The organism is Rhizomonospora bruguierae (assembly GCF_018397995.1).
Classification (GTDB): domain Bacteria; phylum Actinomycetota; class Actinomycetes; order Mycobacteriales; family Micromonosporaceae; genus Rhizomonospora; species Rhizomonospora bruguierae.
The window spans coordinates 25713-45130 of record NZ_BBQH01000010.1 but is presented as its reverse complement, the minus strand read 5'-3'; the positions used below and the strand labels follow the sequence as shown (position 1 = coordinate 45130).

At 74.8% G+C, this 19418-nt stretch carries 18 protein-coding genes and 1 pseudogene; 17 read left to right on the top strand and 2 right to left on the bottom strand.

Features of this window, described 5'->3' with window-relative positions; all coding sequences use genetic code 11:
* Positions 1-42: 42 nt before the first annotated feature.
* Positions 43-540 (top strand): redoxin domain-containing protein, encoded by a 498-nt coding sequence (locus KJS59_RS00265; RefSeq protein ID WP_213450139.1) that lies wholly within the window; start codon positions 43-45, stop codon positions 538-540.
* Positions 537-1076: a DsbA family protein gene (locus KJS59_RS00260; RefSeq protein ID WP_213450138.1), complete on the top strand. Its 540-nt coding sequence runs from the start codon at positions 537-539 to the stop codon at positions 1074-1076. Before KJS59_RS00265 ends, KJS59_RS00260 begins: the two co-directional genes overlap by 4 nt.
* On the opposite strand, the gene KJS59_RS00255 is transcribed toward KJS59_RS00260, so the two are convergent.
* Complete coding sequence (locus KJS59_RS00255; protein WP_213450137.1) at positions 1066-2634, bottom strand: helix-turn-helix domain-containing protein; 1569 nt, start codon at positions 2632-2634, stop codon at positions 1066-1068. The genes KJS59_RS00260 and KJS59_RS00255 overlap by 11 nt on opposite strands.
* A gap of 525 nt (positions 2635-3159) precedes the next feature.
* On the opposite strand from KJS59_RS00255, the gene KJS59_RS00250 reads away from it, so the two are divergent.
* From KJS59_RS00250 to KJS59_RS00220, 7 genes are all read left to right on the top strand, one after another.
* On the top strand, positions 3160-4860 hold the full coding sequence (locus tag KJS59_RS00250) for a helix-turn-helix domain-containing protein (protein WP_213450136.1): 1701 nt from the start codon (positions 3160-3162) through the stop codon (positions 4858-4860).
* Between the two features lie 298 nt (positions 4861-5158).
* A complete protein-coding gene (locus KJS59_RS00245; RefSeq protein WP_213450135.1) occupies positions 5159-5833 on the top strand; it encodes a BON domain-containing protein in 675 nt (224 codons plus the stop codon).
* A 335-nt stretch (positions 5834-6168) separates the two neighbouring features.
* Entirely contained in the window at positions 6169-6666 is a 498-nt protein-coding gene (locus KJS59_RS00240) for a general stress protein (protein ID WP_249713783.1), read from the top strand.
* A gap of 323 nt (positions 6667-6989) precedes the next feature.
* The gene (locus KJS59_RS00235; RefSeq protein WP_213450133.1) at positions 6990-8108 is read left to right on the top strand and encodes a SigB/SigF/SigG family RNA polymerase sigma factor; all 1119 of its coding nucleotides are present in this window, start codon (positions 6990-6992) and stop codon (positions 8106-8108) included.
* A gap of 98 nt (positions 8109-8206) precedes the next feature.
* Positions 8207-9196, top strand: a complete 990-nt coding sequence (locus tag KJS59_RS00230) for a hypothetical protein (protein ID WP_213450132.1) — start codon at positions 8207-8209, stop codon at positions 9194-9196.
* Between the two features lie 86 nt (positions 9197-9282).
* A complete protein-coding gene (locus KJS59_RS00225) occupies positions 9283-10050 on the top strand; it encodes a class I SAM-dependent methyltransferase (RefSeq protein WP_213450131.1) in 768 nt (255 codons plus the stop codon).
* Between the two features lie 133 nt (positions 10051-10183).
* Positions 10184-11500, top strand: coding sequence for a hemolysin family protein (locus tag KJS59_RS00220; protein ID WP_213450130.1), 1317 nt, complete (start codon positions 10184-10186; stop codon positions 11498-11500).
* A gap of 36 nt (positions 11501-11536) precedes the next feature.
* Here KJS59_RS00220 and KJS59_RS00215 read toward each other — a convergent pair whose 3' ends face one another.
* Positions 11537-12193: a helix-turn-helix domain-containing protein gene (locus KJS59_RS00215; RefSeq protein ID WP_213450129.1), complete on the bottom strand. Its 657-nt coding sequence runs from the start codon at positions 12191-12193 to the stop codon at positions 11537-11539.
* Positions 12194-12320: 127 nt separating this feature from the next.
* Here KJS59_RS00215 and KJS59_RS00210 point away from each other — a divergent pair, with 127 nt between their 5' ends.
* From KJS59_RS00210 to KJS59_RS32070, 8 genes and pseudogenes are all read left to right on the top strand, one after another.
* Positions 12321-13628: a M24 family metallopeptidase gene (locus KJS59_RS00210; protein ID WP_213450128.1), complete on the top strand. Its 1308-nt coding sequence runs from the start codon at positions 12321-12323 to the stop codon at positions 13626-13628.
* The gene (locus tag KJS59_RS00205) at positions 13625-14587 is read left to right on the top strand and encodes a thiamine pyrophosphate-dependent dehydrogenase E1 component subunit alpha (RefSeq protein ID WP_213450127.1); all 963 of its coding nucleotides are present in this window, start codon (positions 13625-13627) and stop codon (positions 14585-14587) included. The genes KJS59_RS00210 and KJS59_RS00205 overlap by 4 nt, the downstream gene beginning before the upstream one ends.
* Entirely contained in the window at positions 14575-15555 is a 981-nt protein-coding gene (locus KJS59_RS00200; RefSeq protein ID WP_249713744.1) for an alpha-ketoacid dehydrogenase subunit beta, read from the top strand. Before KJS59_RS00205 ends, KJS59_RS00200 begins: the two co-directional genes overlap by 13 nt.
* An 18-nt stretch (positions 15556-15573) precedes the next feature.
* Positions 15574-16941 (top strand): amidohydrolase family protein, encoded by a 1368-nt coding sequence (locus KJS59_RS00195; protein WP_213450126.1) that lies wholly within the window; start codon positions 15574-15576, stop codon positions 16939-16941.
* A complete protein-coding gene (locus KJS59_RS00190; RefSeq protein ID WP_213450125.1) occupies positions 16941-17840 on the top strand; it encodes a cupin domain-containing protein in 900 nt (299 codons plus the stop codon). The genes KJS59_RS00195 and KJS59_RS00190 overlap by 1 nt, the downstream gene beginning before the upstream one ends.
* Positions 17837-18538, top strand: coding sequence for an SDR family NAD(P)-dependent oxidoreductase (locus KJS59_RS00185; RefSeq protein WP_213450124.1), 702 nt, complete (start codon positions 17837-17839; stop codon positions 18536-18538). Before KJS59_RS00190 ends, KJS59_RS00185 begins: the two co-directional genes overlap by 4 nt.
* Positions 18520-18987 (top strand): annotated as a pseudogene (locus KJS59_RS32075) (NAD(P)-binding domain-containing protein); the annotation flags it as partial. The gene KJS59_RS00185 and the pseudogene KJS59_RS32075, both read left to right, overlap by 19 nt.
* Positions 18985-19395: an NAD-binding protein gene (locus KJS59_RS32070; RefSeq protein WP_376771108.1), complete on the top strand. Its 411-nt coding sequence runs from the start codon at positions 18985-18987 to the stop codon at positions 19393-19395. The pseudogene KJS59_RS32075 and the gene KJS59_RS32070, both read left to right, overlap by 3 nt.
* The last annotated feature ends 23 nt before the right edge of the window (positions 19396-19418 follow it).

Here is a 19418-nt window from a genome sequence, read left to right as displayed (position 1 = left end):
GGATGAGCGGCGTTCACCCGGTACCGGCGCAGCCTTGGGCGCATGACCGATGGCAACGCGATGCCGATGCCCGGCGAGCGGGCCCCCGACTTCGCCCTCCCCACCTTCCCGGACCAGCGGGTCGGTCTCGCGGACTACCGGGGGCGGCCGGTGGTGCTGGCCTTCTACCCGGCGGACTGGAGCCCGGTGTGCGGCGACCAGATGTCCCTGTACCAGGCGGTGAGCCCGGTCTTCGCGCAGTACGACGCGGCGCTGCTGGGTATCTCGGTGGACGGGATCTGGTCGCACCGGGCGTTCGCCCAGCAGCGGAACATCGACTACCCGCTGCTCAGCGACTTCGAGCCGAAGGGCGAGGTGTCCCGGGAGTACGGGGTCTACAGCCCGGTGGACGGGGTGGCGGAGCGGTCGCTGTTCCTCATCGACTCCGACGGGACGATCGCCTGGTCGTTCCTGTCCCCGCGCGGGGTCAACCCGGGCGCGGACGGCATCCTCGCCGCGCTGGACGCGCTGGAGAACGGGCGGGTGGTGGTGCGCCGATGACCGCCCGGCTCACCGAACCCGTCACCGCGGCGGACCACCTCCGGGGCCCGCGGGAGGCGCCGGTCACGGTCGTCGAGTACGGCGACTACCAGTGCCCGTACTGCGCCGCGGCGAACCCGCTGCTGCGCCGGGTGCTGGCCGAGCGGCCGGGCCGGGTGCGCCTGGCCTACCGGCACTTCCCGCTGCCCAACCTGCACCCGTTCGCCGAGCGCGCGGCCCAGGCGGCCGAGGCGGTCGCCGAGGCGGACGCCGAGCGCTTCTGGCCGGCGCACGACTGGCTCTACGCCCACCAGGAGCTGATCGGGCCGGACCTGGTGCCCCGGCTCTGCGCGCACCTGGGCACCGACGCCGAGGCCGTCCAGCGGGCGGTCGACGCGGGCGCGCACCGGGAGCGGGTCTCCCGGGACTTCGCCAGCGGCGTGCGCAGCGGGGTCAACGGCACGCCGACCCTGTACCTCAACGGCGTCCGGTACGACGGCTCGCACGACCTCGCCGACCTGCTCGCCGCGGTGGACGCGGTGCCGGTCAGCGCCTGACTTCGGCGGCGCGCAGGGCCACCCGGGTCAGCTCGACCCGGGACCGGATGTCCAGCCGGTTGAAGATCTTGCGTAGGTGGAAGTCGATGGTGTGCCGGGACAGGAACATACGCTCGGCCACCTGGGCGTTGGTCAGCCCCTCGGCGACCAGGTCGGCCACCCGCCGCTCGGTCTCCGTCAGGCTGAGCCAGCCGGACGCCGTGCCCGGGCGGCGCAGGTGCCGCGGCCCCTCCGGGGGTGTGCCCGCCAGGCGGGTGCGCAGCCGCACCGCGTCCAGGCCGGCGCCGATCCGCTCATATCCGGACAGCGCGCGGGTCAGCGCCTCCCGGGCGGGGCGAACCTCGCCCTGGACGGCCAGCAGCGCGCCCGCGTCCTCGGCCGCGGAGGCGGCCGCCCACGGCTGCGGGTATCGGGCGGCCGCCTCCGCCAGCCGGCCGGGGTCGCGGTCGAGCAGCCCCTCGGCGTGCGCCGCCGCGGCGGCGGGCCAGGTGTGGTCGGGGTTGCCCTCGGCGAGTTGCCGGGCGGCGGCGGCCGCGGCGGCGGCCCGGCCCCGGTCGCCGGCGGCCAGGGCCACCCGGGTCAGCCAGGCCGCCGCGCTCGGCTCCGCCATCAGCAGTTCGGGCTGGGCGGCCAGGCAGGCGAACCGGTCGGCCAGCAGCCGCATCGCGGCGGCGGGGCCCCGGCGCACCTCGGCCAGCCGGGCCCGCGCCCACAGCCCGGTCGCGCCGCTCACCCCGTCGTGTCCGCCGGCGGACTCGACCCGGTACCGGTGCACGTAGCCGCCGGCCATCGCCGGCTCGCCGCGCTTGAGGGCGGCCAGGGCCGCGGTGGCCAGCGAGACCGGCAGCAGCAGCCGGTTACCCTGCCGGGCGGCCCAGCCGACGGCCGCCTCGGCCCGGTGCAGCCCCTCGGTGAGCCGGCCGGTGGCCAGCGCCAGCCGCGCCCGGCCCAGCTCCGGCGCCCCGCGCCAGAGGGCCTGCCCCGGCCGGGCCAGCCCGTCGGCGGCCTGCTCGATCAGCGCCCCGGCCTCGTCGAACGCGCCGAGCGTGATGAGCATCCCGGCCAGCGACAGCCGCGGGTGGTGATCGACCGTGCACGCGCGTCCGGCGCGTTCCACGGCGGCGCGGGCGAGCCCGACCGCCACCCCGATCCGCCCCTGGCACCAGGCCAGCCGGGCCAGCGTGCACAGCGCGCCGGCCAGCGCGCCGTCCCCGCCGCCGCGTTGCCGCCCGGCCAGGATCGCTTCCGCCCAGACCTGCGCCGGCGCCACCCGGCCGGTGCTCAGCAGCGTGTACAAGTGGGAGAGCGTGGCCTCGTCGTACATCTGTGGTGGCAGGCCCGCGGTGGCGAGCACCGCGTCGGCCTCGGCCATCGCGGCCTCCGCGTCGCCGGTCGCCAGCAGGATGTCGGCGCGGCGGCTGCGCAGCCTGGCCGCCTCCTCGGGCCGGCGCTCGCCGGCCACCGCGGCCGCGGCGGCCCCCGCCACCCGGCCCGCGTCCGCCAGTCGCCCCCCCGCGACCAGCGCTTCCACGACCTGTTCCGGTTTGACCGTGTCCATCTCGCGTCACCCCTGCCCGGACCCGGCTGGCACCGCTCCCACCGGTGGGGTCCCCCCACCCCACCCCTCGCGGTGCCGGAGCGGTCGCGGCCCGCTCCGGGCGCAAGAGTGCCGAATCCTCCCGGGGTGCCGCCATGACTTCGCCGGACCAAATCCACGCGTCCCATATGGACCAACGGGGGGACACGCGGCGCCGCTCCGGGCGGCATGTGTCCTACGGGGACGATCGAAGGGCGTCGAGTCACCCCACCGGGGCAGGATGGCAATGGCAACAGACGGATCAATTGGGACGTGGACCCCGCGAGTTCGCGGAAGTTCCATCGGGCGACCGTGCGTAACGCCACGCACACGGCTTAGCATGACAGGCACCGATGGCCCCCCGGCTGCTCCGCCCCGTTCAGTCGGGTGGTGCCCTGGTGACAGGGGGATCGCGATGGACGGTGCTGTGCAATCCGATCCTGACCAAGCGTATGCGCGCGCTGGGCGGGCAGGGGTTCCGGGTGGCCGACCGGGGGGAGCGCCGGCATGAGCGATCCTCACGGCGGGCCGGAGCCGGCCCTGATCGACCGGTTGACCAGCATGCAGGCGCTGCTGGCGCTGTCCATGGCGATGGCCGAGGGCGGCGACGAGCAGCGGATCCTGCACCTGGCCACGTCGGCGGTGCCGACGCTGGGCCGGTGCCGGATGCACGGCGTCTACTCGGGCACCGGCTGGTGGACCGCCACCGGCACGCCCGTCGACACCGGAGCCCTGGACCCGGTCGACGGGCCGGGCGCCGACCTGGAGGCCGAACTCGCCGCCCTGGACGAGGCGGGCGGGCCGGTCATGGTGCCCGGCGAGGGCTGGGGCTGGGCGTACCCGCTGCGCAGCCTGGACGGGCAGTTCGGCTTCCTGGTCGCCGGCGCCGACCGGCAGCCGCCGGCGTTCGACCAGTTCCTGCTGCGGGTGCTCGCCCAGCAGACCGGCATCGCCCTGGCCAACACCCGGCTGCACGCCCGGGAGCGGGCCGCGGCGGTGGAACTGCGGGTCGCCAACGAGGCGCTGGTCGCGACCGTGGCGGCGTTCGAGCGGCGGACCGCCATCCACGACCGGCTGACCCGGGTGGCGGTGGCCGGCGAGGGCCAGCAGGGCATCGCCGACGCGGTGCACGAGCTGACCGGCTGCCCGGTCGCGGTGGAGGACCGCTACGGCGCGGTTCGGGCCTGGGCCGGTCCCGGCCGGCCCGAGCCGTACCCGCGGCAGGCGCTGCCGGTGCGGGAGGCGCTGCTGCGCCGGATCGAGCGGCAGGGTCGCCCGGACCGCGACGGCGACCGGCTCATGGCCGTCGCGCACCCCCGGCCGGACGTGCTCGGCGTCCTGGTGATCTTCGATCCGGACCGGCGCGCGGGCGAGCAGGAGCAGGCGGCCCTGGAACACGGCGCGACCGTGCTGGCGATGGAGCTGGCCCGGCTGCACAGCCAGGTCGAGACCGAGCTGCGGCTGGGCCGCGACCTGGCCGAGGACCTGCTCGCCGGCGCGGACCCGCAGCGGCTGCTGTCCACCGCGCAGATCCTCGGCTACGACCTGTCCGGGCCGCACCGGGTGGTGGTCACCGACTGCCCGGAGCCGGGGCGGCGCACCGAGACGCTGCTGCACGCGGTCCGCCGGGCGGCCCGCGACCACGGGCTCGGCTCGCTGCTGGTGCCGCGCGGCCGGGCGGTCGTGGTGATCTCCCGGGACGAGCGGCCCTGGGAGGGGTTCCGGCGCTCCGTCGAGCAGCAGCTCGCCGGGCGCTGCCGGGTCGGCATCGGGGGGCGGTGCGACGGGCCGACCGAGTTCCCCCGCTCGCACCGCGAGGCGCAGTTGGCGCTGCGGATGCAGGACACGTCCGGCGGCGGCGACCGGGTTACCGTCTTCGACGAGCTGGGCGTGTACCAGCTGCTCGCCGAGGTGCAGGAGATGACCAGCGTCGAGCGGTACGTGCGGGAGTGGCTGGGCGCGCTGCTCGACTACGACGCCAGCAAGCAGGCGGAACTGGTCCGCACGCTGAGCCGGTACCTGGAGCACGGGGGCAACTACGAGGCCACCGCCAAGGCGTTGGCGGTGCACCGCAGCACGCTGAAGTACCGGCTGCGCCGGATCCGGGAGATCTCCGGGCACGACGTGGCCGACCCGGAGACCCACTTCAGCCTCCAGCTCGCCACCCGCGCCCAGCAGACCCTGCTCGCCCTGCGCCACCAGCAATAAGCAATTGCAAAATGCACTACGTAATCGCGTGATGCCGCAGCGCGGTCGACTCTGACACCGTCAACGGCAGGTGCGGGCGGCCGCACGACGGGGCCGCCGCCGGTCGGTGTGGCATCCCCGCCGTTCCACGCCATGCCGACCGTCGGCGGCCACCGCCTCTGGCCCGTGACGCGAGCGACGCTCACGGGCCAGGGTGCGGCCAGTCGGTGCCGCGCGTCATCCCGGTCGGGTGGTTCCGCTTCATCCCGCCCCGACCCACGATCGGGGCTGGTGAACGTCCTCGGGAAGGAGCCCGCAGATGACCGCGACCGCCATCCGCACCGACGAGCAGATCCAGGCGGACGTGCTGGACGAGCTGCGCTGGGACGCGCGGGTGCAGCCGAACGAGGTGGGCGTGTCGGTCAAGGAGGGCGTGGTCTCGCTGACCGGTTGGGTGGACAGCTTCGTCAAGAAGTGGGCGGCGGAGCGTTCGGCGCAGCGGGTGCGCGGGGTCCGCGCGGTCGCCAATGACGTGGAGGTGCGGCTGCCCGCGGCGGCCGACCGGACGGACGGCGACATCGCCGCCGCCGCGACCCGCGCGCTGGAGTGGGACGCGCTGGTGCCGGTCGAACGGATCGCCGTGACGGTGGCCCAGGGCTGGGTCAGCCTGCGCGGTGAGGTCGAGTGGGAGTTCCAGCGCCGCGCCGCCGAGCGGTCCAGCCGCCGGCTGGCCGGTGTGCGCGGGGTCAGCAACCAGGTCACCGTCCGGCCGCGCAGCCGCCCGGCCCCGGACGAACTGCGCCGGCGGATCGAGAACGCGCTCGTGCGCAGCGCGGAGACCGACGCCACCGGGCTGACCGTCGAGGTGGCCGGCGACCGCATCATTCTGCGCGGCACGGTGCGCTCGTGGGCCGAGCGGCGGGAGGCGGAGCGGGTCGCCTGGTCGGCCCCGGGCGTCACCTCCGTGGAGAACCGGGTGGTGGTGGCCCCGTGAGACGCGAGGAGCGCCCGGAGCGCGGCTTGCCGGCCGCGGAGGAAGTACCGCAGTCGGTGAACGTGAAGTGGGCACTGTGAGACGCGAGGAGCGCCCGGAGCGCGGCTTGCCGGCCGCGGAGGAAGTACCGCAGTCGGTGAACGTGAAGAAGGCACCGTGAGGCGCGCCGTTCCGGGCGGCGCCGCCGGGCGCCACGAGTTGTCCGGCCGCCGGCCTCGCGCCGGCGGCGAGCGAAGGAGGAAGCGACCATGACGACGCCACCCACCCCCGCGCCGGACGCACCCCTCGGCTCCGGCCCGCGGCTGTTCGACGCCGGGACCCTGGACCCCCACCGGATGCCGGCGGCGGCGCGCGGGCAGCCGGGCGACGGCGCCCCACCGCCCCGGGTCACGGTGGAGACGTACGGCGACTACCCGTCGGCCCAGCGGGCGGTGGACTTCCTGTCCGACAACGGCTTCCCGGTGGAGCGGACCGCGATCGTGGGCACGGACCTGCGCCTGGTCGAGGAGGTGCTGGGCCGGATGACCACGCTGCGCGCGGCGCTGGCCGGCGCGGGAACCGGGGCCTGGTTCGGCCTGCTGGTCGGGCTGCTGCTGGGCATCTTCACGGTCGCCTGGTGGGGCGTGGTGATCGCCGCCATCCTGATCGGTGCCGTCTGGGGGCTGATCTTCGGCGCGGTGGCGCACGCGATGACCGGCGGCCGGCGCGACTTCACCTCGGCCAGTTCGCTGCAGGCGAGCCGGTACGCGGTGCTGGTCGACGCCGATCTGGCGGACCGGGCGCGGGAGATGTTCGCCACGGCGGGCAACCGTGCCGAGGGCGCCCGGACCTGACCGCCGCGCGAAGGCTGCCCGCCGCGACCCGGCGTCGCGGCGGGCCACCGAACCGGGTCTTCGTTCGCCGTTTGATCGGCGGGCCGGTTCTGATGTGCACTGTCACGCATGAGAGACATGAGGCCGGCGAGAACGGGATCTCTACCCCGATTTTTCCGCGCGTGTCTCGTCGAATGTGTCACGTACACGAGTCAAATCTGCGTACGCTCACGGCTGTTCCGAGAACGTCCCGCACCGCCGCGCCGCCCATCGGGCCGCCGCCGGTGCTCGGCGAAGGCGTTGGACCGGAGGGCAAAGGGCTAATGGACCAGGCTCGAATCAGGGTGTGGCGGACCGGACACACCGACGTCGTACGGGTCAGCGGCACCCTGGACCACGCCGCCTCCCGGCGGCTGCGGCTGGTCGTGTCCAGCCGCCTCGACGCCGGGCGCGGGCAGGTCATCGTCGACGTGTCCCGGCTGCGGGTGTTGGACACCGCCTCGGTCGACGTGCTGCTCGGCGCGGCCGGCGAGGCGGAGCGGCGGGGCCGGACGATGCGGCTGGTCGGCGCCAGCGGGCCGGTGCTGGACGTGCTCGCCGCCACCGGGGCCGCGGCCCGGCTCGGCGTCTACGACGAGCCGCGGGCCGCCGGGGCGGCCGAGGAGGCGCCGGCGCCGCGCGCCGGGCACAGCCTGTTCGGTCCCGAGCTGAACCGGATGCTGCTGGACCTGTCCCGGCTGCCGTCCTCCGATCCGCGGCGGCGCGCGCTCCAGCAGGAGGTCGTCGAGCGGGCGCTGCCGCACGCCCGACGGTTGGCGCACCGCTTCGTCGGGCTCGGCGAGCCGATCGAGGACCTGGAGCAGGTGGCCGCGCTCGGCCTGATCAAGGCGGTGCGCGGCTACGACCCGCAGATCGGCACCGACTTCAGCGCCTACGCCGCGCCGACCATCATCGGTGAGCTGAAGCGGCACTTCCGGGACAAGGGCTGGGCGGTCCGGGTACCGCGACGGGCCCAGGACGTGCAGTTGCAGATCGGCCGGGCGCACGCGCACCTGGCGCAGCGGCTGGCCCGCACGCCCACCGTCGCCGACCTCGCCGCGCACCTGCAGGTGGCCGAGGACGAGATCACGGCGACGCTCGCGGTCGCCTCGGCGTACCGGCCGCTGTCGCTGTTCGCGCCCTCCGGCGGTGAGGGCGAGGTGGCGCTCGTGGACCGGCTCGGCGAGCCCGACCCGGACCTGGAACTGGCCGACATCCGCGAGTCCATCGAGCCGCTGCTGCACCACCTGCGGCCCCGCGACCGCAAGATCGTCATTCTCCGCTTCTTCGGCAACATGACCCAGCAGCAGATCGGCACCGAACTGGGCATCTCGCAGATGCACGTATCCCGGCTGCTGCGCGGCGCCCTGCAGGAACTGCGCCGCCGCCTACCGGTCGGCGACAGCCGCTCGGCCTCCGCCTGACGACTTTCGCGCGCCGACCACACCGGCCGCCGCGTGCGAACGCCGACCGATGACCGCGCCCGACGCACCGGCCTGACGACCCTGTTTTGGAGCCCCAGATGACTGCCAGCCCCGACTGGACCAGATCGCCGTACATCGGCTACGGGCCCGGCGGCCCGATCTTCATCGACCCGGCGAGCCTGCTCGCCCGCACCGCCATGGAGGCCCTGGGCGGGCACCGCGTCGTGCGTACCGCCGAGGGTGAACCGGTGTGCGGGCTGTGCGGCGAGATCGGCCCGTGCCCGACGGCGCGCAACGCGATCGAGGTGTGCCGCGCGGCCGGCGCCACCGCCGCCGAGATCCGCCGGATCGGCGTCGCCGGCATCATCCCGGTGGCCCGGCCGAAACCGCCGCCCGCGGCGGACGCCATGCGCGCCACCGTCACCGTGGTCCGCGGGCGCACCATCGGCCGGGTCGACATGAGCGGCAACCTGGACCACGCCACCGCGCGGGAGGCCGACGAGATCCCGCCGCCGCGCCGCGCCGATGCCTTCACCGAGCCGACGGCCGCGTACCCGACCGTCTCCACCCGATCGGAGCCCGGTGCCGAACCGGCCGCGGACTCGATCAAGGCGGCGTTCGACGCCGCGGAGGCGGACGCGGCCGTCGGGCGCGCCGACCCGGAGCCGGCCGATCCGTCCTGGGGGGACGCTCCGGAGTACGAGGCGCAGGAGGTGGTCGGCCGCGCGCAGCCCGGTCCCGGGGCGGCCCGGGAGTCGGAGGCCGTCGAGGAGCGGGACGCCCCGGTGGGCGAGTCGGAGATGGCGGAGGAGCCGCCGGTGGTCGAGGTTCCGCCGGAGCCCGAGACCACCGTGCTGCCCGCGGTGGACGAGGCGGCGGACGAGGCGGTGGCCGAACCGGTGAGCGAGGCCGCCGGGACGGACGCCGGGGATGCCGCCGCGGACGCCGGCGGAGCGGCCGGCGGGGCCGAGGAGCCGGCCGCGGCGGAGGCGCCCGAACCGCCCGCCGAACCGAAGGCCAAGGCGTCGGGGGGCGGAACGGGCACGAACCGGCGGCGGCGCAGGGGCGCCGCGGTGCGGGCGGCGTGATCCGCCGGCGGGCCCGGCCCGGCTCCGCGCCGACACCGGGCCCCGACTCCGGCCCCGGTTCGGGGAGGTAACTACTCTTTACCGCTATGAGTCCTTACACCACCGCCCTGGTCGAGGAGCCCCACGCCTGGCAGGAGAGCTGGGACCGCCAGCAGGAGGCGTACCTGCCGGACCGCGAGGAGCGCTTCGCGGCGCTGCTGGACGCGGTGGCGGCCGTCACCGACGGGCGGTCGCCCCGGGTGCTCGACCTGGCCGGCGGCACCGGCTCGATCTCGCTGCGCCTGCGCCGCCGCTTCCCGGGCGCGAAGAGCACCCTCGTCGACCTCGACCCGGTCCTGCTGGCGATCGCCCGCTCCAGCCTCGGCCCCGGCGGCGTGGTCGCCGCCGACCTGCGCAAGCCCGAGTGGGTCAAGGCCCTGCCGAACCGCGACTACGACGCGGTCCTGACCGCGACCGCGCTGCACTGGCTGGAGCCGGAGCGGCTGACGCGGCTCTACGCCGAACTGCGCGGCGTGCTGCGCGTCGGTGGCGTGCTGGTCAACGTCGACCACATGCCCGACCGCGGCCTGCCCACGCTGACCTCCCGGCTCACCGAACGGGCCCGCCACCGCCGCGACGCCCGGCACGCCGCCGGCGCCGTGCTCTCCTGGCGGGAGTGGTGGCGCCACGTCGCCGCCGACCCGACCCTCGGCCCGCTCATGGCCGAGCGGGAGAAGGTGTTCGGCGGCAACCACGCGGCCGAGACCGCCGAGCCGGTGGACTGGCACATTGCCGCCCTTCGCGAGGCCGGCTTCGCCGAGGCGGGCGTGCTCTGGCGGGGCGGCGCCGACGCCGCCATCGCCGCCCTGCGCTGAGCCGCCGCCGGGTGGCGCCGAATCACCGGCGGGTACCTCGCTCACCGGTGAGGCACCGCTGCGCCGTCCACCAAGCCGGTCGGCGGGGTACCGGTATCGTCGGTGTGTCCGGAACAGGGAGGCGCTGCGGTCCGTGGGCGGCTATGGGTATCAGGTGGCACTGGTGCTGGTCCTGGTGCTGTTCAACGCGGTGTTCGCGGGCAGCGAGATGGCGCTGGTGTCGCTGCGGGAGAGCCAGATCCAGCGGCTGGAGCGGGCCTCCCGGGGCGGCCGGGTCCTGGCCCGGCTGGCCCGCGACCCGAACCGGTTCCTGGCCACCATCCAGATCGGCATCACGCTGGCCGGGTTCCTCGCCTCCGCGGCGGCCGCCGTCTCGCTGGCCCGGCCGCTGGTCGGCGCGCTGCGGTTCCTCGACGGCGCCGCCGAACCGGTCGCGATCGTGCTGGTCACGGTGGTGCTGACGTTCGTCACGCTGGTCCTCGGTGAACTGGCGCCGAAGCGGGTCGCCATGCAGCGGGCGGAGGGCTGGGCCCTGCTGGTCGCCCGCCCGCTGGACGTGCTCGCCACGATCAGCCGGCCGCTGGTCTGGCTGCTCGGCCGCGCCACCAACGCGGTCGTGCGGATCACCGGCGCCGACCCGGAGGCCGGGCGCGAGGAGGTCACCACCGAGGAGATCCGCGACATGGTCGCGGCCCAGCGCGGCTTCTCCGCCGAGCAGCGCACCATCATCAGCGGGGCGTTCGAGATCGCCGACCGGATCCTGCGGGAGATCCTGGTGCCCCGCCGGGACGTGACCGCGCTGCCGGCCGACACCCCCACCACCGAGGCGCTGTGGCTGCTGGTCGACGCGGGCCACTCCCGCGCCCCGGTGGTCGGCCGGGCCGGCCTGGACGACGTCCTCGGCGTGGTGCACATGCGCGACCTGCTCGTCCGCGACGGCGTCGTGCGCGACCACGCCCGCCCCGCCCTGTTCATGCCGGAGACCCTCGGCGTCTCCGACGCGATCCGCCAGATGCGCCAGCAGCACCAGCAGTTCGCCCTCGTGGTCGACGAGCGGGGCGCCATCGACGGCATCGTCACCATGGAGGACCTGGTCGAGGAGATCGTCGGCGAGATCTACGACGAGACCGACCGGGACGTCCAGGCCGCCGTCCGCGAGCCCGACGGTGCGATCCTGCTCCCCGGCGTCTTCCCCATCCACGACCTGCCGGACATCGGCATCGACCTCGACGAGCCGGACGACGGGGACTACACCACCGTCGCCGGCCTGCTGCTCGCCCGCCTGGGCCACATCCCCACCGAGCCCGGCGAGGTCGTCCGCCTGCCCGGCTTCACCGCCGAGGTGGCCGAGGTCACCGGCCGCGCCATCACGCGCGTCCGGCTCCGCCTGGAGCGCCGCACCCCGGCCGCCGAACCCGCCACCGAGGCCCAGCGGACGCCCACCCGCTGACCCGCCCCGGTCGTTCGTCGTGGCGCGGCTGGCCCCTCAGTGGACGGTGCCGTCCTCCATCACGAACCAGACGCCGACGGCGGGTTCGGTCGCGTCGTTGCGGTACCCGTGCGGGGTCGTCGAGTCGAACGAGATGGCGTCGCCGGCGCGCAGGACGCTGTCGGTGAACCCGAGCGTGAGGACCAGTTCGCCGCGCAGCAGCAGTCCGTACTCGCAGCCCGCGTGCCGCATCAGCGCGCCGTTGCTGGACGAGGTGGCGCCCGGGGCGTAGGTCACGAGCAGGAAGTCCACGCTCTGCCCCGGCAGTTCACCGAGGCGCTCCCAGGTGACGCCGGAGTCCAGCCGCAGCGTCTGCCGCTCGTGCGGGCGGACCACCGGGCCGAGCCAGGCCAGTCCGGGTGGCGGGTCGGCCAGCGTGCGGGCGGCGGCCGCGGCGCGGACAGCGTCCACGGCGGACGGCGGGGCGGCGGCCGGCTCCGCGGCGGGGGCGAACACCTCCTCGACGGACATCCCGAGCGCGGAGGTGATCGCGTACAGCGTGCTCACCGACGGCCGGCTCTTACCGGTCTCGATCTGGGAGATCATGCTGGCCGAGACGCCCACGTCGCGGGCGAGCGCGCGCAGGCTCACGCCCCTGCGCAGCCGCGCCGCCCGGATGCGATCGCCGAGGTCGGGCAGGTCGGTCGCCGGCACGGCACCTCCTGGTGAGCAGTGGTTAACGGAATCGTAGCGGGCCCCCGGAAGCGTTAAGTGATACTTGACACTGGTGTTTCGCCGGCGTTACGGTCCCGATACCCCCATGAGGGCGAGGTGAGTGTCAATGGCCATCCGCACCTACGGCACCAACGCCGTCGACTGGGAGCGCCGGATCGACCTGGACCGGCTGCGCACGGACCGCCTGGCCCGGCTCCGCGCCGAACTGGACTCCTCGGACCTGGGCGCGCTGCTCACCTTCGACTTCGCCAACATCCGGTACCTCACCGCCACCCACATCGGCACCTGGGCGATGGACAAGCTGATCCGGTTCGCGGTGCTGCCGCGCGGCGGCGAGCCCGTGCTCTGGGACTTCGGGTCGGCGGCCCGGCACCACCAGATCTACAACCCGTGGCTGGACGGCGCCGAGCGTGCCCGCGCCGGCATCTCCACGCTGCGCGGGGCGTTCCACCCGGACGCCGGCATCGCCGCGGACGTGGCCGACAAGGTCCACACCGTGCTGGCCGAGCACGGCCTGGCCGGCGAGCCGCTCGGCGTCGACCTGATCGAGCTGCCGGTGCTGGCGGCGCTGCGGGCCCGGGGCGTCGAGGTGGTCGACGGCCAGCAGACCTTCCTCGCCGCCCGGCGGATCAAGACGCCGGACGAGATCGGCCTGCTCACCCAGGCGTGCTCCATGGTGGACGCCGCCTACGAGGCGCTGTACGAGTTCCTGCGCCCCGGCGTGCGGGAGAACGAGTGCGTCGGCCTGGTCAGCAAGGTCCTGTACGACCTGGGCAGCGAGTACGTCGAGGGGGTCAACGCGATCTCGGGGGAGCGCTGCTCGCCGCACCCGCACGTCTACAGCGACCGGCTCATCCGCCCCGGCGACCCGGCGTTCTTCGACATCCTGCACAGCCACCTCGGGTACCGCACCTGCTACTACCGCTGCTTCGCGGTGGGCAGCGCGTCGTCGGCGCAGCGGGACGCGTACGTGCGCTGCCGCGAATACATGGACAACGCGATCGCCCTGGTCCGGCCGGGCGCCACCACCGCCGACATCGTCTCGGTGTGGCCCCGGGCGCAGGAGTTCGGCTTCCCCGACGAGCAGGCCGCGTTCGCCCTCCAGTACGGGCACGGGGTGGGGCTGTCCATCTGGGAGAAGCCCATCTTCAGCCGGCTGGTCTCGCTGGACCACCCGGAGGTCCTGGAGGAGGGGATGGTCTTCGCGCTGGAGACCTACTGGCCCGCGGCGGACGGCTGGTCCGCGGCGCGGATCGAGGAGGAGGTGGTGGTGACCGCGGACGGCTGCGAGGTCATCACCCGGTTCCCGGCGGAGGAGTTGCTGGTCGCCGGCCGCCGGTACTTCACCGCCGGCGGCGCGCTGAACACCCTCCGGGAGTCCCAGTCGCACCGGAACCCGGGGCCGCCGTCATGAGCGCCGAGCTGCTCGACCTCTACGAACGGATGGCGGTCATCCGCGGTACCGAGAAGGCCGCGCACGACCTGTTCATGGCCGGACTGGTGAAGGGCACCACGCACCTGGCGGCCGGGCACGAGGCGGTCGCCGTGGGCGCGAGCGCGGCGCTGCGCCCGGACGACTACGTGTTCGCCACCTACCGGGGCCACCACCACGCGATCGCCCGGGGCGCGACGCCGGAGGAGTGCCTGGCCGAGTTGATGAGCCGGGACACCGGCGTGTGCCGCGGCAAGGGCGGCTCGATGCACCTCACCAAGGCGTCGGCGTCCATGCTCGGCTCGTACGCGATCGTCGGCGCGCACCTGCCGATGGCGGCGGGCGCGGCGTGGTCGGCGAAGCTGCGCGGCACCGGGCAGGTGGCGGTGGCGTTCTTCGGTGACGGCGCGACCAACATCGGCGCGTTCCACGAGGCGCTGAACCTGGCGGCGGTGTGGCGGCTGCCGGCGGTGTTCGTCTGCGAGAACAACCTCTACATGGAGTACACGCCGATCGGCACGGTGACCGCGGTGCCCAATCCGGCCGCCGACCGGGCGCCGGCGTACGGGCTGCCGGCGGAGGTCATCGACGGCAATGACGTGCTGGTGGTGCGCGACGCGGTGGCCCGCGCGGCGCAGCGGGCCCGCGGCGGTGGCGGCCCGACCGTCATCGAGGCCCGCACCTACCGCCACTACGGCCACAGCCGCACGGACCCGGCCCGGTACCGCCCCGAGGGTGAGGTGGCCGAGTGGCTGGCCCGCGACCCGCTGTTGGTGGCCCGCAAGGCGGTGGGCGACGGGGCCGCCGTGGACGCGGCGGACCGGCGGGCGCAGGCGACGGTGCGGCGGGCGGTCGAGGCGGCCAGGGCGGCCCCGCCGGCCGACCCGGCGCAGGCGCTGACCGACGTGTGGGCGGACGGGGGTGCGGCGTGGCGGACGTGATCACCTACCGCGAGGCGGTGGCCGAGGGGCTGGCCCGGGAGATGCGCCGGGACCCGTCGGTGGTCTGCCTCGGTGAGGACATCGGCGCGGCCGAGGGCGTGTTCAAGACGACCGTCGGGCTGTTCAAGGAGTTCGGCCCGGAGCGGGTGTGGGACACCCCGATCTCCGAGCAGGCCATCGTCGGGGCCGCGATGGGCGCGGCGATGACCGGCCTGCGCCCGGTCGCCGAGATCATGTTCTCCGACTTCCTCGCCTGCTGCTGGGACTACCTGGCCAACGAGATCCCCAAGGTGCGCTACATGACCGGCGGCCAGGTGACCGTGCCGCTGGTGGTGCGCACCGCGAACGGCGGTGGGCTGGGCTTCGGCGCGCAGCACTCGCAGGCCGTGGAGAACTGGGCGCTGGCGGTGCCGGGGTTGAAGATCGCCGCACCGAGCACGCCCGCGGACGTGGTCGGGCTCCTGGCCGCCGCCGTGCGCAGCGACGATCCGGTGCTGTTCTTCGAGCACAAGGGACTGTTCGCGAGCAGGGGACCGGCCGCCCCGCCGGACCACCTGGTGCCGCTGGGCGAGGCGACGGTGGCCCGCCCGGGCACGGACCTGACCGTGGTGGCCCTGGCCAGCACGGTGCCGGTCGCGCTGGCCGCCGCCGAGGCGCTGGCCCGCGACGGGATCTTCGCGGAGGTCGTCGACCTGCGCTGCCTGATCCCGCTGGACATCCGCACGGTGCTCGAGTCGGTCGGCCGCACCTCGCGGCTGCTGATCGTCGAGGAGAACCCGTATCAGGGCGGTTGGGGCGGCACGGTCGCCTCGCTGGTCGCGGACGAGGGCTTCGAGCTGCTCGACGCGCCGATCCGCCGGGTGGCCGCCGCGTGCGTGCCGCTGCCCTTCGCCGACCCGCTGGAGCAGCGGGTCATGCCGACAGTGGACAAGGTGACGGCGGCGGTACGGGGGCTGGCCGCCTACTGACCGACTCTGGAGTGACCCATGGCTCACCGGACCCTCATCCGTGGTGGGCGCGTGCTCACCGTGGACCCCCACCTGGGCGACCTGCCCCGCGGCGACATTCTCATCGAGGACGGGGCGATCGCCGCCGTCGAGGCCGACCTGGGCGACCTGGACGCCGAGGTCATCGACGCGGCCGGAATGATCGTCGTACCCGGCTTCGTCGACACCCACCGGCACACCTGGGAGGCGGCGATCCGCGGCAGCGCGCCGAACGCCACCCTGGACGACTACTTCGTGGAGATCCTGGACACGTTCGCGCCGCTGTACACGGCGGCGGACGTGTACGCGTCCAACCTGGCCGGCTCGCTGGAGTGCCTGAACGCGGGCATCACCACGCTGGTCGACTGGTCGCACATCAACAACACGCCCGAGCATCCCGACGCGGCGATCCAGGGCCTGACCGACAGCGGCATCCGGGCCCAGTACGCGTACGGCAGCGCGAACACGTCGCTGGCCGCCTACTGGTTCGAGAGCACCATCGCGATCCCCGACGCGGACGTGCGCCGTATCCGGGACACCTACTTCGCCTCCGACTCAGGGCTGCTCACGATGGGGTTGGCCACCCGCGGTCCGGGCTTCTGTGTGGACGATGTGGTCCGGGCGGAGTGGGGGCTGGCCCGCGAGCTGGCCATTCCCATCACTGTCCACGTGGCCATGGGCCGGCTCGCCGGCCGGTTCGGCATGGTCAAGCAATTGGACGGGCTGGGTCTGCTCGGCCCGGACACCACGTACGTCCACTGTTGCTACTTCAGTGAGCAGGAGTGGGGGCTGGTTCGGGACAGCGGCGGCACCGTCTCGGTCGCGCCGCAGATCGAGCTTCAGATGGGGCACGGCTGGCCGCCGGTCATGAAGGCGATCGAGTACGGGCTGAAGCCGTCGCTGAGCATCGACGTGGTGACCACGGCGCCCGGGGACATGTTCACCAACATGCGGGCCGCCTTCGCCGCCGAGCGCGCCCGGGTCAACGCCGACTGCTGGCAGGCCAACGTGGAGGTGCCGGCGACGATGCTGACCGCCCGGCAGATGCTGGAGATGGCCACCATCAACGGCGCCGGGGTGGCCGGGGTGGCGGACCGGACCGGTTCGCTGACCCCCGGAAAGCGGGCGGACATCGTCCTGATCGACGCCGGCATCAACATCGCGCCGGTGCTGGACCCGGTCGCGGCCGTCACCCTCGCCGCGGACGTGTCAAATGTAGACACCGTGCTGGTGGACGGGATCGTGCGCAAGCGCGGCGGCCGGCTCCTGGCGGACGTGGACGCCGCCCGGAACCTGGTCGAGCAGGCCCGGGACCGGTTGCTGGCCGCGCAGGCGACCGCCGCCGCGAGCGCGCCCCGGGCGGCGTGATGGCGGGCGGGCACCTGGTCCGGCGGGCCACCGACGCGACCTTCACCGCTCCCGGCTGGGCGGCCGGCGCGGTCGGCTTCGGCCGGGACGCGGCCGTGGGAGCCGGCGGTCCGGCCGTCCACACCGGATTCGGCGTGTGCGCGCTCGAGTCCGGCGGCTCGGTGCCAGCCCACGTCCACTCGTACGAGGAGAGCGTGTACGTGCTCGACGGCGCCGTCGTGCTGCGGACCGACGAGGGCGCGTGGCGGCTCGGACCGGGCGACTACGGCCTCGTCCCGGTCGGCACGCCGCACTCGTTCCACAACGACGGCGGCGAGCCGGCGCGGTGGGCGGAGCTGCTCGCGCCGCAGCCGCGCGCCGGTCACGCCGACGACACGTACCTCGTCTCCCCATGGGACGGTCCCGCACCGGTGACCGTCGACGTGCGGGATCCGCGGGTGCGCCGGTTCGGCCACATCGAGCCGGCGCACCTGGACCCCGGCGGGCAGAGCCAGAACCTGCTGGCCGTCTCCGCCAGCATGCGCACCGCGCTGCTGGTCTACAGCGGCATCACGGTCAAGATGATGGTGGACCGGGACCTGGGCGCCGAACTGGCGACGATGTTCATGGTCCAGTACGACCCGGACGGGGTGGCGGGCCGGCACGACCACCCGTTCGAGGAGACGTACCTGTTCCTCACCGGCCGGGCCGAGGGCGAGTTCGACGGGGAGCGCTACGACCTGGGGCCGGGCGACGTCGCGTTCGCCGGCGTCGGCTGCGTGCACGCGTTTCGCAACCTCGGCGACGGCCCGCTGCGGTGGCTGGAGACCCAGGCGCCGCAGCCGCCAGGCCGGCACTCGTACCGGTTCGCGCGGGACTGGGAGTACCTGCGGGACCGGCTGGAGGGAGGTACCCGATGACGGTGGTGGTGGTCGGCGGGACGTCCGGCCTGGGCCGCGAGGTGGCGGCGCACTACGTGCACGGCGGCCGGGAGGTGGTGCTCACCGGCCGGGACGCGGGGCGGGCCGAGGCGGTCGCCCGCGAACTGGGTGCGGCGGGCCCCGGTACGGCGCGGGGCGTGGCGCTCGACCTGGCCGAGCCGGCCGGCATCCCGGCCGCGCTGGCAAAGGTCGGCCCGGTCGATCGGCTGGTGCTCGCCGCGATCGACCGGGACCACAACACCGCCGCCGACTACGACGTGACCCGGGCGGTGCACCTGGTGACGCTCAAACTGGTGGGCTACACCGAAGTGGTGCACGCCCTGCTGGACCGGCTCGCCCCGGACGCGTCGATCCTGCTCTTCGGCGGGCAGGCGCTGAACCGGCCGTACCCCGGCTCCACCACCGTGTCCACAGTGAACGGCGGGGTGGTCGGGATGGTGCACGCGCTGGCCACCGAACTGGGGCCGGTCCGGGTCAACGCGATCCACCCCGGCATCGTCGGCGACAGCCCGTACTGGTCCGGCAAGGACACGGCGCTGGCCGCCACCCGCGCCCGCACGCCCACCGGCCGGCTGGTGACCATGGCCGACATCACCGGCGCCGTGGTGTTCCTGCTGGAGAATGGCGGCGTGAACGGGGTGAACCTGGCCGTCGACGGCGGGTGGCTGCTGACGTGAGGATCGGATTCGTCGGTGCCGGCCGGATGGGCACGGCCATGATCGGCCGGCTCACCGGCGCCGGCCACCGGGTGCGCGTCTACAACCGCACCGCCGCCCACGCCGCGGCCACCGGCGCCCCGGTGGCCCCGACCGCCCGGGAGGCCGCCGAGGGCGCGCACGTGATCATCGTCTCGCTCGCCGACGACGCCGCCGTCGCCGAGGTGTACGGCGACCTGCTCGGCGGCGTGGGGGAGGGCGCCGTGGTGGTGGAGACCAGCACGGTGGCGCCCGAAACGGTCCGGGCGCTGGCGCCCCGGGTCGCCGGGCGCGGCGCCGACCTGCTCGACGCCCCCGTCTCCGGCAGCGTCCCGGTGGTGGAGCGCGGGGAGCTGACCTTCCTGGTCGGCGGGGAAGCGGCGGCACTGGCGCGGGCCCGCCCGGCGCTGGAGCCGCTGGCCCGCAGCGTGTTCCACCTCGGCCCGGTGGGCGCGGGCGCGACGATGAAACTCGCCGTCAACTCGGTGGTGTTCGCGCTCAACCAGGCGCTCGCCGAGGCGCTCGTGCTCGCCGAGCGGGCCGGCATCGACCGGGCCGCCGCGTACGACGTGTTCGGCGCGAGCGCGATCGCCGCGCCGTACGTGCACTACAAGAGGGCGGCGTTCGTCGACCCGGCGTCCGCCGGGGTGGCGTTCCGGCTCGGGCTGGTTGCCAAGGACCTGGCGCTGATCGAGGCGCTCGCCGGCCGCGCCGGTGCCACCATGGAGCAACTCGACGCGACCCGGGCCGCGGTCCGGGCCGCCGTCGAGGCGGGCTACGAGGACGAGGACATGAGCGCCGTGGCCTCGTTCCTGCGCGACTCCACCCGGCCCGCGTAGCCCGGCGGCCAACCGGAGAGCGC

What these genes read in the sequence shown, in the direction of transcription:
- KJS59_RS00265 (WP_213450139.1), top strand. Translation starts at nt 43, where the DNA reads ATGACCGATGGCAACGCGATGCCGATGCCCGGCGAGCGGGCCCCCGAC.
- KJS59_RS00210 (WP_213450128.1), top strand. Translation starts at nt 12,321, where the DNA reads ATGGCCATCCGCACCTACGGCACCAACGCCGTCGACTGGGAGCGCCGG.
- KJS59_RS00225 (WP_213450131.1), top strand. Translation starts at nt 9,283, where the DNA reads ATGAGTCCTTACACCACCGCCCTGGTCGAGGAGCCCCACGCCTGGCAG.
- KJS59_RS00240 (WP_249713783.1), top strand. Translation starts at nt 6,169, where the DNA reads ATGCCGGCGGCGGCGCGCGGGCAGCCGGGCGACGGCGCCCCACCGCCC.
- KJS59_RS00205 (WP_213450127.1), top strand. Translation starts at nt 13,625, where the DNA reads ATGAGCGCCGAGCTGCTCGACCTCTACGAACGGATGGCGGTCATCCGC.
- KJS59_RS00185 (WP_213450124.1), top strand. Translation starts at nt 17,837, where the DNA reads ATGACGGTGGTGGTGGTCGGCGGGACGTCCGGCCTGGGCCGCGAGGTG.
- KJS59_RS00195 (WP_213450126.1), top strand. Translation starts at nt 15,574, where the DNA reads ATGGCTCACCGGACCCTCATCCGTGGTGGGCGCGTGCTCACCGTGGAC.
- KJS59_RS00230 (WP_213450132.1), top strand. Translation starts at nt 8,207, where the DNA reads ATGACTGCCAGCCCCGACTGGACCAGATCGCCGTACATCGGCTACGGG.
- KJS59_RS00255 (WP_213450137.1), bottom strand. Translation starts at nt 2,634, where the DNA reads ATGGACACGGTCAAACCGGAACAGGTCGTGGAAGCGCTGGTCGCGGGG.
- KJS59_RS00250 (WP_213450136.1), top strand. Translation starts at nt 3,160, where the DNA reads ATGAGCGATCCTCACGGCGGGCCGGAGCCGGCCCTGATCGACCGGTTG.
- KJS59_RS00260 (WP_213450138.1), top strand. Translation starts at nt 537, where the DNA reads ATGACCGCCCGGCTCACCGAACCCGTCACCGCGGCGGACCACCTCCGG.
- KJS59_RS00245 (WP_213450135.1), top strand. Translation starts at nt 5,159, where the DNA reads ATGACCGCGACCGCCATCCGCACCGACGAGCAGATCCAGGCGGACGTG.
- KJS59_RS00190 (WP_213450125.1), top strand. Translation starts at nt 16,941, where the DNA reads ATGGCGGGCGGGCACCTGGTCCGGCGGGCCACCGACGCGACCTTCACC.